This window comes from Nitrobacter sp., from assembly GCF_047149785.1.
Classification (GTDB): domain Bacteria; phylum Pseudomonadota; class Alphaproteobacteria; order Rhizobiales; family Xanthobacteraceae; genus Nitrobacter.
This window is the reverse complement of the sequence record NZ_BAAGBE010000001.1, coordinates 2,829,082-2,841,572: the sequence shown is the minus strand read 5'-3', so window position 1 is coordinate 2,841,572 and position 12,491 is coordinate 2,829,082. Positions and strand designations below refer to the sequence as shown.

The window sequence follows — 12,491 nt, the reverse complement described above, 5'->3', positions numbered from 1 at the left end:
AAGTTGAAGGCTTCGCGGCGTTCGCCCGGCGGTCTGCCGGACGGGTGGACAGCGCCATCGTGCCTGACTATAAACCGGCGCACCCGGGCTTGACGCCGGGCGGCGCCCAGGTAGCTCAGTTGGTAGAGCATGCGACTGAAAATCGCAGTGTCGGTGGTTCGATCCCGCCCCTGGGCACCATAAGATTTGCCATCTCCTTATTTTTCAATGCGTTAGATAGCGGTTTCTTCCCACCGATTTTTGACTGGGACTCCGGTGGGAAAGTCACGTTGATTTCCGAGCTCGGTTTGAGTCGCGCCATTGCTGCGGCGGCGAGCACCTTCTGCCGGGCCGCTTTGGTGTAGCGCATAACCTCCTTGGAGGTGGTGTGGCCGGTTATCGACATGATTTCGTGCTCGCTGGAGCCAAGCTCGGCGAGGCGGGTTGCGGCTGCCTTACGCAGTCCATGAAAGCGGCCGGGAACGCCGGCCTCGACGCAGCGATCATGAAACCAGTTGCCGAATCCGTTGGCGGTGAACGATCGGCCCAGCCCGTTCAGAAGAAAGGTCTCCTTGCCGCAGGCGGTGGCGTCAATGATTGCCTGCAACTCGTCGACGATAGGAATGTCGAGCGTGATCGGCTTACGCTCCCGTCCCTTGAATTGCGTGAAGTGCAGCCAGCCGTCCTTGACGTGTTTTGGCCCGAGCAGCACGGCATCTGATTTCCGCTGGCCGGTGTAAAGCCCCAGCGCAAGCGCGAGGCGGGCCATGGAACCAACGGGGTGCTTCTTCTCGAAGCGCTCCACCTCATCGATCGTCCATGTGTGGTGTCCGTCGCCCTTTGCCTTCAGGTAGGGAACGGCCTGCGCTGGGTTTGAGACCACGTAGTCGTTGTCAATGGCGAAGGCGAACACCTGCCTCAACGCCTTAATCATGCCGTTTGCCGACTCCGGACGGTCTGCACGCGCATCACGGCGCGTTCTGATATGCTTTGGCAAAAGCAGCTTGTATGGTTTCTCGCCATCCGCCGCGCAGACGTGATCAAGGGTCGCGCGCCGCACGTATCGGGTTCGCTCATTCAACTGCTTGTATTCGGCGGAGGTGTAATATTGGCTGCATAGCCACGCTAGCGAATCCTTGTCGAAAGGCTTGCGCGCGACACGCTGGCTTGGCTCTGGTGGTTTGATCTTACCTGCCAGCGCGTCGCGGTAAGCCTGCCAGAACGCAGGCGTGCCATACTCCTCCCGTAACCGAACCTTCGGCCCTTCTAGCGTGCGAACGTACCACCGGATGTTGCCATGCCGGTCTGTGTCCTTCGTAAGCCTTGGCGGGTTTGGTCGTGGCACCTACGCATCCCACGGATTGGCGGCCTCTTTGCGGGGCAACGCCTCAAAGGCTTCATCCAATTCGAAACGGTCCCAGACCGTTCGGCTATTGATCATGCGTGGTCCCGGCATCCTGCCATCCCTCACCATCTCGTCAAACAACGACGGCGAGATGCAGATGTACGACGCCGCATCAACACGGCGCAGGCCGCGGGGGACAATACCCCCGCGTTGGTTATCGTTGGCGTGGGTGGTCATGCTGACGCGAGTCGAAGGTCAATCTCCTCGCGAAATCGCATTAGCAATTTCTTTCCAGCAGGTGATCGGCGCCAGCGCTTCAAAGCAGTTACGTCGCCACCGTTGAGGGCAGAAACAATCATGTCGGCTTGGTCGCTGGAATCAACGGAGCCAATGATCTCACGACCCGGTGCCCAGATTAAGTATCCGCGAGGTGACTCTGATACTGAGAATCCATTCTTGCTCAAATCTGTTTTGGCTCTCTTCGCCTCTTTCTCAGCCTCCCGTTCCCAAGCTCGCACCACATTGTTGCGACGTATCGCGCGACGCATCTCAGCCTGTTTGAGCGACATCACAGGCGGCTTCTTTTTTGCTTCAGTCATAGTTTCACCCATAAATCCCGTTCGCCCGCACCACCAATGGCCCAAGCGCCCTCGTTGCCCTGCGAAGAGCTATCAGGTCAGGTTTTCAGCTTTCTGCCCACCCCGATGCCACGACTCGGCGGTCGGTAGGAGATGATCCTCACTGTTTGGCCTCCTTTCGGGCGGTGCCCCGCGCCTTGCTGGCAGCTAAGCGGCGCCCACTTCGGTTGGTGATAGGTAGCGGGTTGATGACCGCGGTTTGGGGGCGTGCCCACATGATGCTGCGCGGGGATAAGATGTCATTCCTGACACGGCGCCGGATGTGGCGAAGTTTGTTCATGCAGCCTCCATATCGTCGCCGTGGTCCCAGCGCTGAAACCTCCCAGCGTGATATCCAGTAAGATCACTCCTATGCAGACCATGTGTGTCTTGGTCAGAGCGCAGGCGCTCGCGCTGACGCCTCCGGTCACGCTTGCGATCTAGCTCTTCGGCAATCTGCTCATGGACCTTTCTGGCCTTGATGCACTCCTTAAGATGTTTCCGAAATGCGCTCCTCGCGCGACGTAGAGTCTTAAGGCACTCAGCCTGTTCGTCGTACAGGTAGGACAGTTTCGCGTGGCACCACGCGAGTTCGGCGGCACCCATATCCAAGAACGCGGCCTCGGTGGCTTCCTCGGCCTCGGTGACAGCTTGTTGTGCTAGTTTGCGACGGTTGGTCATCAGAGCACCGCCACCGTCTTCTGGTTTACGTCCAGCGACGACGCTGTGTGCGGAAGCACATCATCCCGCGCATCATCAGGGCAAAAAAAGTCCAGACGGAAGTCGCGCCGATTGACCTTGTGTGTCGACTCAACCCAAGCGGCGAGCGCTGCCGCCCGCTGCTTCATGCGCAAGATCATTTCTTCGCGCTGTTTCTTGGACCACTCGTCAACACATTCAAAACTGGCTGCTTCGCTGAAAAGAAACGCTGCTGCGGCGAGTGCTTCCTCGGCTCCCCGTGGCGGGACCAAGGCTAGCGTATTCGCAATCTCGTGCCCGGCACTGATCGCAATATCGGCCCTGTCGAAGCATTTGTGTTCGTCAAGAAGCTCATAGTCGCGGATGGCCCGTTTGAGTTGCTTCAGCAGTTCGCCGCCAAGGACAGATGTAGGCGGACTGACGACCCATCCACCGGGGCCGACAAGGTTAGCTGGCGCGGGTGCGGTGGTGGTCTGCATCGAGTTGCGCTTCGGCTTGGTGGTATTTGGTTTGCTCATGTTGGTCTCCTGCTTTGAGCGATAATTCTTATTTAGCGCAAAAAACAAAATAAGCAAGACAAAAACCGTATTTTACGCAAAAAAAGATTATGCTATTGGCAACACAACGGAGGCTTCTGTGGCAACACCCAAGCAACTAGTTGAAAAGGTTGCTGAACTGACGGCAGTGCCTGTCGGCTCGGTAATCCTTCATGACCGCAATCTTCTAACGGCCGGCCTCCGATCTGAGGGGCAACGCGGTCGCGGCAAGTCGGTGGTGACAGTCGAGGATGCCGCGAATCTCCTGATCGCCGTGGCCGGCAGTCGTAACGTAAAAGACAGCGCGGAGACGGTCAGGCTTTATTCGCCACTCGTGGCAGACGCGCCGCTCGAATTCGGGGAAGAGGTTCGCGGTAAGACTTTCGGTGACGCGCTGGCGGCGCTGTTGGAAGCCGTACCGGCCGATCGGGAATCCTACAATGATCCTGAGTACGGCTCCGTCGATGTGTGGTTGTTCGGACCGAACCCGGCGGCACGGATCAAATGGAAGGTCGGCGAGCGCAGCGATACGATCGACTATCACCTGCCCCACAAGCGGGGCGCGAGAAGGGTGTTCGCCGACCTAGAATTCATCTCCAAGTTCTCGCAGGTCACAATCGGGCACGTCGGGGAGATGGTGAAGGGGAGCGTCTCTACCGAATCATGATTGCCCTTTCAGACTTTCTCGCCTTATGGTGGTGCAGGGTTTGGGGGATTTCATCAATGCGTATTTTGGGAATTGCGGCGCTTTGTGCTGCGTTGCTTCTTGCTGGCTGCTCAACAACGCCGGCCGATCTTGAGGCCAAGGCGACGCCCGTCGTTCAGACCTACCCTGACAATTACCAGGAAATCTATCGTCGGGTCTCGACCACCGCTAAGCGCTGTTTTGCGCGCAACACTGGTCCGTATTCCTCATACGCTGTCGACGCAGACCTATATCCGGATCTGGGCTATGGAGAGGTGACGCTATCGCTCGTTAACACGATCACGAGAAATTACTATTTATCGGTGCGCATCGAAAAGCAGCCAAAAGGATCTAGGTTGACGATGCGAACCGGAAATACTCTTGCCACCAATACATACATCGACAGGATTGAAGCATGGGCAAGTGGCGACGATACCTGTCCTTTATAGGTAGTTGCGGCGGGAAACAATGAGGGGCGAGATGGAAATTCCGAAGTACAAGCTACAGCCAATCAAGACAGCAACGCGCGGGCAGATAGGATTGGCGCAAATAAAAGACCAGAACCACTACGTTATGATAGTGGATGGTGGTGACTTGTCTGACCAAAATGCACCGCTGATTCTTTCCAAAGATACCATACGGATTGCTGCTAATCGTCCCGACGTCGTGCCATTGCCTGGGGCTGCTTTGCGCTCTCTCGTTGCTCTGAGGTCGGTTAGGTTCGACATGGATCACTTACCGCCTGGTCTGATCCAGATCGTTGGCGACAGAGAAATGATGGTGGTACAGGATCGAGATAGATTACGTTCTGTCGATATCCGAAGTGGCTCTGTTGAACCACTAAACCACAATGCCGACCTGTTCGTATTGTCGTGGGACATTGTCCAGCCCGACTGGAATGGTCGGCTTGAGTCAATCTTTCATTTCGATGTGGCAGATAGGACGCCAAGCCCGTAGCGTTTTTTGGCTGGTGGAGATCGGATTGAAGAAAGGGAAATAATGTCTGACAATCCGCGCGCGAACGACGCAACTCTCGACGCTTTAAGGGATCTTCGACAGGGGCTTCACTTCGCAATGGATGCAGCTCTTAAATATAAGGACGAAAGGAAGGCTGAGGAGATTTTGCGACAGGTAGATCATCGTCTTGGCGTCCTTATTGACGAGCTTACCACCGCCGCGTCACGCTAACCATTAAACCCCTCCAGCGCCCTCTCCCACTCCGGGTCATCATACAGCGAAGTCACCGCCGCACTCCCACCAGCGCTCGCCCTGTTGCACGCCATCGCTGAAGCGATAGCGCCATCAATGCTCAGCCACTTGCGGGATTTCTTGAGCCGCACGATATGCCCGGCCGCATTGGTCTCGGCTTCCGCATTGGCGAAGCAATAGCGGAGGACCGGATGATTCCCATGCTTGAATCGCTTTGCGACGATAGCCCGCTCTAGCTCGGCCAGCGCGGGCATCATGCTTAGCGAACCTTGGCGATGCTCGACTACAGGCAAGCCATCCTCGCTCAAGTTGTTCATGACGTTTCGCGCGAGAGCCGGATCGAAGGCGATCTCTTGAACGCTATAGGTTTCGCAAAGCTCGCGGATACGATCCTCGACGGCGCGAAAGTCAATCACGTTGCCGGGCGTGGCCGTTATCAGGTCGGCCTTACTCCACTCGATATATGGCTGGCCGGTTGCCTCTTGCCGTTGCCGCAAGTTATCGGCCGGACAAAAGAAGTGCGGAACGACGATATAATCATCGCCATCGCGGAAACATGCGACGATAACCGAAAGATCGATCGAACTGGATAGATCGACGCCGAGCCAACAGAGCTGCCCTTCAAGGCTGGCAACATCGATCTCGCCGCCCTGTGAATCGTACACGGCCATATCGACGAACGGCGCGGCCGACGAGTCCAGCCAGACATTAAGATGGAGATTTTGTACCATCTCGCGCGCCGTCATACTGGTCTCAGCCTCTTTGACAAGCTGCCGCAGGCCGGTGATGTCCTGATAGCCAAGCGCGAGGCCGGGGTTCGCGCGATAAAGCAGCGCCTCATCCTTCCAGTCGGCGTCTGCCGGCGTTTCGAACAGGATCGGGAGCATCGAAGGGTCGTCGATCTCACCGGTCGCGACCTTGCGCGCACGGTCGACGATTTCCCACGCGAGATTGTACTGACCCTTGCCGCTTGTGGTCGCGACAACCAACAAACTGTCGCGAACCTTCGGAAGCGATGACTTTAGCGCAATCCAAAGGTCGGTGCCGCGCCACTGCGCCAACTCATCGGCCACAAGGCAGGCAATCGATTTGCCGTGCGCTGTGCCTGCATCGCTGCTGATAGTTTCGAGAAACGATCCGCCCTTCTTCAGAACGATTTTCTTTGCCGAATTGAATGCATCGTAGATGCGCGTTGCGGAAACCAACCGCTTGTCCATGCGAACGACGTCGGTCGCTTCTTTGAAGGCGATTGAAGCCTGTTTGCGATCCGCAGCCGCCAGGACGCATTCGCCGCCGGGAATCTTCTCTGGTCCGATGGCGTGGATTAGCGAAATCGCCGCGCTCAGGCTGGACTTACGATTGCCCCTTGGGATTAGCAGAACGACCGTCTTGACGATGCGCGAGCCGTCAGGATTGCGCGGCGAATAGATGGCCCGAATGATTTTCTCTTGCCAGGGATCGAGAGTGAAGGCGTTGCCCGGCGCCCTGCTCTTGGGATGCTTCAAACGCCGCAGAAATTTTACGGCGCGCTCGCCGTATCCCATCGGATCGGGAATCTCGGTGTCGTCAAACAACCAATGTGGGTATGGATCTTTGCCCGCCACGATCAGAGCGCATCCGTCTCACACAGAACATCAACCCACTGCCGGCGCACGTCGGGCGTCACAGCCCTAATGTTATACTCGGATCCAGTGCGCACGTTGCGCAATCGCCAAGTGCCATCGACATCGCCGAGCGCAGATTGCCAGCGCAATGTAACGACAAGCGTCTGCGTGCCTTGGAGACGGCCGGCAAGCACCGTTTCGGATGCCTTCAAGACCTTGATCGCAGCGCGCGCAGTAACCTGCACTTCCCACGATAAGGTCGAACCGCCTGCCCCGTCGCTGACGGAAACCTGCTTGAGCAGTTCAATCTTCTCCCGTAAATCGCCAGCAGTAGTCATTATTCAACACTCAAAGGATTATCATCGCCGTCGTCGGAGTCTTCGTGAACTCCAGCGCGCGATCTACTGGCCGGTGTGATGCCAAGCTCAGCAGCCCATCGCCGCGACTCCGCAGTTGCCTCGCGCAAGGTCGCAAAGGCAGGATGCCGCTTCAACTCGTCCAGTCTGTTGGTGACATAAGCACCGTCGCGCCCGATGGCCTCACGCGCATCGGCAATGTCGCCTTGTGCCTCGCAGAAACGCTCAAGCGCATGGACGTCTGCCGCACTGAGCACGCGCCTTTCGACTAAGACAGGCGCAATCTTGCGCCACGCTGCCCTCGCGGTCGGCCCATAGTGTTTCGGAGGAGCTGGAACAGTGCGGATCGCGTCGGCAATCGGCTGTGGCGCGCCCTTCCGCCCTCGCGTATGGTGGCTCATCCGAACGTCCAGCCTCTCACCTGATTGAGCAATTCCCGCGCACCGAATGGAATCTCGCGCAGGGTGTCGGGTACAGCGTTCTCGCGCGTCTCATACCAGCCCGCCGCTATGAGCAGGACCGCCTGGTTCACTGTGTCCGGCACGGGCAACGGCGGATCCTGTGCCTCGGGATCAACATCCAGAAAACCGCGAACGTACTCCTCCGCGCTATCCAGATAGTGCTGCAGCACGTCGTCATCATCGTTGAACGTGGTGTTCGTCTGGGCCTTAAGCTGCTCTAGGGTTGCAAACGCCATCACGGCCACCTATTCGTATGCACTGGCTGCGCGCCTGCATCTGATGTAACGGCAGAGTCTTCCAAAGGGTCGCCACCATTGGCACCTTCCAACGCGGTCACGTATGACTCAATCTCATCGACAAGGGCCGCCTTATCGTCGATCTTCTTATGCCCCTTTGCGATGGCCGCGACTCCGCGCGTTTCGACCGACTCGATCTTGGACAGCAACTTACCGGCGCCGTCCTCTAGGTTGTGCTCGAGCATCGCCATTGCTTTTGCGAGGCCCTGTAGTTTAGGTGTGGCCATTAAAAACTCCGGGTGTCTTTCGAGGATGGTAAGCCGCAAACGCAGATGCGCGATCGCAACCATTGCCGTGAGCGGGTCCAATCAGTGTCCACGTAAGTGATTGACAATCCTACGATTTAGAGGGTGCCCCAATTAGCAGCCCTCTTGTTCGCTGCTGGACCGCCGGTAGCTAGGCGATCGGCCGAAGTCTGCGACCACCCGGGGGATGGCATGACCCTGCGGCAGTGTGGCGCGTGGTGCGATGGTTCAAGCGAGACGCAACGCGGTGCCATCAATCCGAAGGCGCATCAGCGGGCTTCTCTGCGTCTTCCTTAGCCTTTGGCAGCACTGTACGGATGACAGCGAATGCTGCCGATCTGATGCGCTTGCAGGTGCTACACGTCATTGGTCTTCCTTCCGAATGAGCCATCAACGCGCGCTGTCTTCCGGCCATGACATGTTGCGCACATTGACTGGAGGTTGGTCACATCAAGCCTGCGATGCGGAGCACGACGAATGGACTGTATGTGATCCACCAGTGATGCAGCACCACCGCAGTCGACACACACTGGATGCTTAGCCAACCAAGAGGCTCGCAGCTTTCCCCAGCTAGAGTCGTATCCACGTTGCGGCGCTGTAGGTCGCAGTCGGTCACGTTCAGCTTTCCGTTTGATTACGCACTGGCACCGCTTACCGGCAGGCACAACCTTGCCGCATGTGCAGAGTCGTGGAGCGGCAAAGGGCATTAGGCAAACACGATGGCATCGGCATCGCGGATGAACCGCCAACCCGCGGTTTCAAGAGCGTCGATGATTTGCTCGGCCGTGGTATCGTCTACACCGCGCGACACAAGCAATTGCTTGATGATCTCTATCGGCTTCCTGATGGTCATGTCGGTCTCCTGTAAGGAAACGGTGGGGAGTCGCCACACACCAAGCGACTCCCCTGCAGCGCACGTTCAGCTAAACGTCGCGCGCCGCATATCGCTAGGCTACCGGCTTGTCGGCTGCGTTGCCCTTCACGACGATGGCGCCGGCAACGATCGAGGTGCCCGATGTCTTTGTGATAACCGCGCGGATGTAGCGCTTGCCGCCAACATAGCCGACCTTGTAGGCCGACGTGGCCGCAAGGCTGGCCGGCAGCGAGCCGACAAGATCGTCCGCCGCGACATTGGTAAAGTCGCCGTCCGTCGTGGTGTCTGACTCTTGAACGCTAACGACGTACAGGCCTGCACTGGTAATCGCACCAGTGTTGACGATCACAGCCGCGCTGTTGAAGCCCTGAAGGTCGGCCGCCGTGCCTTTGGTGGTGGCAGCATAATCGACGGGGGCAAGCGTCTGGTCGACACCGATGTTATTCGCGATATCGCGCATTAGAAGTTCCTTTTGAATTGAGACAATGGGGTGGCCGCTGTGGGCCACCCTTAGCAATTGGGATTACGAAGTCGCGCACTTGATCTTGCGGAGCGCATCGGCAAGGACCAATGCACCACCAACACGACGGCGCGCGTGAAACCGCACGAGGCCAGCTGTGGCTTGGGAATATTGGTCACGAAGCAGGCTCAACGCGACGCGATCGTAAATTCGGTATGCCGACGCGAAGTCGCCGAACACGATCGGCTCTGCTGCGCTGCCAACATCGTCGAGGGTGTTGTCCTCAATCAACGGGCGGCCGAGGATCGTCGCCGGATCACCCTGCGCAAGGCCGGACTGCCACAAGTAGGCACCCGTCGAGCCATCCTTCAGTTTGCGAACCGCGGCGATGGTTTTCGAATTCATCATCCATACGCCGCGATTGCGATAGAAAGCCGGCAGCGCGTAGAAGGCATCGATGATGGTGTCGGCAGGATTCGTGCCGAGCGTCGAAGCGTTGCCCGTTGGGGTGTACGCGATACCGTCCGACGCCATAACGCCAAGCGGTTTTTTGACGCCGTCACCACGCTGGAAACCAAGAGCCTCCAGACGACCGAACTCCTCGGCTAGGTCGAAGGCCACTTCGGCTTCAACGTTGACCGCGGCGTCTTCTAGAAGGCGCTGGCTGACATCCACGTAACACGCCATTTCATGGATCGGGATCTCAACCTGCCCATAGCTGGACTCGGTGCCGGTGCGGGTTTCGGTTTCGCCAACCCACTTTCCGGTCGGTCTGCCGGTGCGCTTAGGAATGAGAACCTCGCCGCTTGAAGTGTTACCCACGCGAGCAGCCTGGCGAACGGGCGATTGCTCGACAATACCCTTCACAACTTCCGCGCTGAACTCTGCAGGAGCCAGATAACCGCCCGAGCTATCCGGGGCGATCGTGAGCGACTTTACTTCATCCGCGGTGAGCGTTTCTTTGCCGGACCTCAAGTAGCCTGTGAACGCCTTGCGCTCGGCAGACGGCTCGTCATCCTTATTGGTCTGGATGTTCGGACGGGCCAGTTTGGTCTCGATATCGTCGAGGCGCTTGGTGAGGTCGGCAACCGGCGCGGTCTTGGTGTTGACGTCAACGGTCAAGGCTTCAAGCGCCGACTTGATTTCGGCAGCGCCGTCGACTTCTTCGTTGTCGGCCGCGTTCTTGGTTTCGAGTCGAGTGTGGAAAGACATTTAAGTGCGTATCCTAACTGTTAATAGATGTACGCGCTGAATTGATCGCCTCAATCAACGCGCGGAATTGCATTGAGGGATTCGATTTCACCGAGGTGACGGTGGACTCGGTATTGCTTGGAAACGTGACCACGGAGATTTCCCAAAGGTCGATCTGTTCAAGAATGCGAGCACCCTTGGTCCGATCCATTCGATCTTTGACGGTGCGATAGCCAATCGAGAGGCTGTCCAGCAGACCGGCCTTCATCAGCTTGTAGGTCTCGGCACCCTTTGTGGTGTCCAGAATAAGCTGACCGGTTGCTTTCAATCCGCGGTCATCTTCGACCAGCGACAACCACTTGCCGATCGGCTCAGATTGGTCATGCTCCCGAAGCATTTTGACTTTCGCGGCGGGACGTTTTACGAGCGACTTCTTAAACGCAGACTTGACGACGATATCTTTGTGCGAGTCTACAACGTCAAAGACGCTCGCATATCCCGTGAAGGTGCCGTCTTCCTGAATTGACTTAATGTCCAATTCAAAGACGCTGCCGTGGTCGGTCTTCAAGCTGCATTTTCCTTGGGGTTGGTGTTGTCATTCGTTGGGGACTGAACGTGCGGTGACGCCAGCACGTCGCCGTCGGGGAGCGGAGGCTTGTTAAGATCGCGCCTAACATCGTTAGCCGTCAGCACACCGGCCGAGCGATACTGTGCAAACGCCGCGGCGCGTGCTGTTGGATCAGCCTGGAGCAACTGATCGAGGTCGAATTCAAAGTGCATACTGTTGCGCTCGTCGGGTGACAGCAAACAACGTGCATAAGCATCGCACCAGGCGCGGAGCCATGGTTGCAATCCGTACTTGATGAATTGCAAATCGTACTGGATTGAATTCGAATATGTCGCACGCGACATATCTGCCAGCAACGTGACGGGGACTTGGGTTAAACGCGAGATTTCAGACACAGCAAGGTTGCGCTGCGCAACCATCTCGCTGTCGACCGAAGTGAAGGCTATCGGGGTGTAGCTGCCCTCGTTGTCAATGACGGCAATACCGCCTGCCTTGTCGCCACTGTGCGCCGATCGCCACATCTGCGCAATGCGGCCGGCTGCGGTGGCATTGAGCGAGCCCTTAAACGATAGGACGCCACCGGGCCGGCTATTGTTTTTGAAGAGTTGAGATGCACTACGCTCTAAAAGGACCGCGAGTCCGATCGCATCGCGGCCGGTGTGCAGCAACCCCAGTCCACGCTGTTGCAGCGGATTGCTTGGGTTTGGTGTTTGCAGGTGGATGACATCAGCCGGGCCATACTCGCGGCTATCGATGCGATAACGCGGCTCACCGTCCGGCTTGTATTCCAAAACAACTGCTTGGTGCGGGACGTAAAGAATTTCCGCGGGTCGGCCGTCAATGCGCGTCACTAATGCGAAGCCGTCACCATAAATAACGGCATCCTGCGTTGCGCGGCGACGAACCTCTGCCGCGGACATGAACTCATTGCTGAAGCGATTGACGAGCGCAAACGCGGGATGATCCTTCGCCGCTTGCTCGCTATCGTTTGCGTCGTCTCGAAATAGACTACATGAGACCATCGCGGTGGACTCACGCAAGATGCTGACCGCGGCCTTAGCGGGCGGGCATCGCATGAGAACGTCGACGGTAACGTTGACGCCAGACGCCGACACGCTGAATGCGTCGCAGAGCGCAGCCCACGAATCCGAAGTTGGATCAGTCAACTCGCTTTTTGTTTCAGGCACAGATGCGGATTTGCGGGAGAACCAACCCATTATGCTGCCCTCCAGCCACGAATGCGCGGCGCGCTCGTTTCTTCTTGAGTGTTTGCGTCCGGCCAACATGACCGCGGCTGCATGGCGTCGGCGAACGAAGTCAACGACGCAATCGGAACGTGACGTTCCTGAATTCTACCGAGGTGATC

18 protein-coding genes, 1 tRNA gene and 1 pseudogene are annotated in these 12,491 nt (G+C 57.5%); 4 read left to right on the top strand and 16 right to left on the bottom strand.

Going from position 1 to position 12,491, the window contains the following annotated elements; genetic code table 11:
- The first annotated feature begins 104 nt into the window (after positions 1-104).
- Positions 105-180 (top strand) — tRNA-Phe (locus ACMDCM_RS13290).
- A gap of 205 nt (positions 181-385) precedes the next feature.
- Here the strand turns inward: ACMDCM_RS13290 and ACMDCM_RS13285 are convergent.
- From ACMDCM_RS13285 to ACMDCM_RS13265, 5 genes and pseudogenes are all read right to left on the bottom strand, one after another.
- Positions 386-748: pseudogene (locus tag ACMDCM_RS13285) on the bottom strand (tyrosine-type recombinase/integrase); the annotation flags it as partial.
- Positions 749-1,324: 576 nt separating this feature from the next.
- The gene (locus ACMDCM_RS13280) at positions 1,325-1,561 is read right to left on the bottom strand and encodes an XRE family transcriptional regulator (RefSeq protein WP_412773993.1); all 237 of its coding nucleotides are present in this window, start codon (positions 1,559-1,561) and stop codon (positions 1,325-1,327) included.
- Complete coding sequence (locus tag ACMDCM_RS13275; protein WP_412773992.1) at positions 1,558-1,923, bottom strand: hypothetical protein; 366 nt, start codon at positions 1,921-1,923, stop codon at positions 1,558-1,560. Before ACMDCM_RS13275 ends, ACMDCM_RS13280 begins: the two co-directional genes overlap by 4 nt.
- Before the next feature lie 315 nt (positions 1,924-2,238).
- On the bottom strand, positions 2,239-2,622 hold the full coding sequence (locus ACMDCM_RS13270) for a hypothetical protein (protein ID WP_412773991.1): 384 nt from the start codon (positions 2,620-2,622) through the stop codon (positions 2,239-2,241).
- A complete protein-coding gene (locus ACMDCM_RS13265; protein WP_412773990.1) occupies positions 2,622-3,158 on the bottom strand; it encodes a hypothetical protein in 537 nt (178 codons plus the stop codon). The genes ACMDCM_RS13270 and ACMDCM_RS13265 overlap by 1 nt, the downstream gene beginning before the upstream one ends.
- A 118-nt stretch (positions 3,159-3,276) precedes the next feature.
- Between ACMDCM_RS13265 and ACMDCM_RS13260 the strand changes: the two genes are divergently transcribed.
- Genes ACMDCM_RS13260 through ACMDCM_RS13250 form a run of 3 tightly spaced genes read left to right on the top strand, consistent with a single transcriptional unit; the run spans position 3,277 to position 4,818 of the window.
- Positions 3,277-3,843: a hypothetical protein gene (locus ACMDCM_RS13260; protein ID WP_412773989.1), complete on the top strand. Its 567-nt coding sequence runs from the start codon at positions 3,277-3,279 to the stop codon at positions 3,841-3,843.
- Between the two features lie 56 nt (positions 3,844-3,899).
- Complete coding sequence (locus ACMDCM_RS13255) at positions 3,900-4,310, top strand: hypothetical protein (RefSeq protein WP_412773988.1); 411 nt, start codon at positions 3,900-3,902, stop codon at positions 4,308-4,310.
- A 31-nt stretch (positions 4,311-4,341) separates the two neighbouring features.
- Complete coding sequence (locus tag ACMDCM_RS13250) at positions 4,342-4,818, top strand: hypothetical protein (protein ID WP_412773987.1); 477 nt, start codon at positions 4,342-4,344, stop codon at positions 4,816-4,818.
- Between the two features lie 227 nt (positions 4,819-5,045).
- Here ACMDCM_RS13250 and ACMDCM_RS13245 read toward each other — a convergent pair whose 3' ends face one another.
- The 11 genes from ACMDCM_RS13245 to ACMDCM_RS13195 form a co-directional block, all read right to left on the bottom strand.
- A complete protein-coding gene (locus ACMDCM_RS13245) occupies positions 5,046-6,614 on the bottom strand; it encodes a terminase large subunit (protein ID WP_412774750.1) in 1,569 nt (522 codons plus the stop codon).
- Positions 6,615-6,676: 62 nt separating this feature from the next.
- Positions 6,677-7,012 (bottom strand): phage head closure protein, encoded by a 336-nt coding sequence (locus ACMDCM_RS13240; RefSeq protein ID WP_412773986.1) that lies wholly within the window; start codon positions 7,010-7,012, stop codon positions 6,677-6,679.
- The gene (locus ACMDCM_RS13235) at positions 7,012-7,431 is read right to left on the bottom strand and encodes a phage terminase small subunit P27 family (RefSeq protein ID WP_412773985.1); all 420 of its coding nucleotides are present in this window, start codon (positions 7,429-7,431) and stop codon (positions 7,012-7,014) included. Before ACMDCM_RS13235 ends, ACMDCM_RS13240 begins: the two co-directional genes overlap by 1 nt.
- Positions 7,428-7,727 (bottom strand): head-tail connector protein, encoded by a 300-nt coding sequence (locus tag ACMDCM_RS13230; RefSeq protein ID WP_412773984.1) that lies wholly within the window; start codon positions 7,725-7,727, stop codon positions 7,428-7,430. Before ACMDCM_RS13230 ends, ACMDCM_RS13235 begins: the two co-directional genes overlap by 4 nt.
- On the bottom strand, positions 7,727-8,095 hold the full coding sequence (locus ACMDCM_RS13225; RefSeq protein WP_412773983.1) for a hypothetical protein: 369 nt from the start codon (positions 8,093-8,095) through the stop codon (positions 7,727-7,729). Before ACMDCM_RS13225 ends, ACMDCM_RS13230 begins: the two co-directional genes overlap by 1 nt.
- Before the next feature lie 293 nt (positions 8,096-8,388).
- Positions 8,389-8,739, bottom strand: a complete 351-nt coding sequence (locus ACMDCM_RS13220) for an HNH endonuclease signature motif containing protein (RefSeq protein ID WP_412773982.1) — start codon at positions 8,737-8,739, stop codon at positions 8,389-8,391.
- Complete coding sequence (locus ACMDCM_RS13215) at positions 8,739-8,885, bottom strand: hypothetical protein (RefSeq protein ID WP_412773981.1); 147 nt, start codon at positions 8,883-8,885, stop codon at positions 8,739-8,741. Before ACMDCM_RS13215 ends, ACMDCM_RS13220 begins: the two co-directional genes overlap by 1 nt.
- Before the next feature lie 94 nt (positions 8,886-8,979).
- On the bottom strand, positions 8,980-9,366 hold the full coding sequence (locus ACMDCM_RS13210) for a hypothetical protein (protein ID WP_412773980.1): 387 nt from the start codon (positions 9,364-9,366) through the stop codon (positions 8,980-8,982).
- A 63-nt stretch (positions 9,367-9,429) separates the two neighbouring features.
- Positions 9,430-10,578 (bottom strand): phage major capsid protein, encoded by a 1,149-nt coding sequence (locus ACMDCM_RS13205; RefSeq protein ID WP_412773979.1) that lies wholly within the window; start codon positions 10,576-10,578, stop codon positions 9,430-9,432.
- Positions 10,579-10,591: 13 nt separating this feature from the next.
- Entirely contained in the window at positions 10,592-11,125 is a 534-nt protein-coding gene (locus ACMDCM_RS13200) for an HK97 family phage prohead protease (RefSeq protein ID WP_412773978.1), read from the bottom strand.
- Complete coding sequence (locus ACMDCM_RS13195; protein WP_412773977.1) at positions 11,122-12,342, bottom strand: phage portal protein; 1,221 nt, start codon at positions 12,340-12,342, stop codon at positions 11,122-11,124. The genes ACMDCM_RS13200 and ACMDCM_RS13195 overlap by 4 nt, the downstream gene beginning before the upstream one ends.
- Positions 12,343-12,491 lie beyond the last annotated feature (149 nt).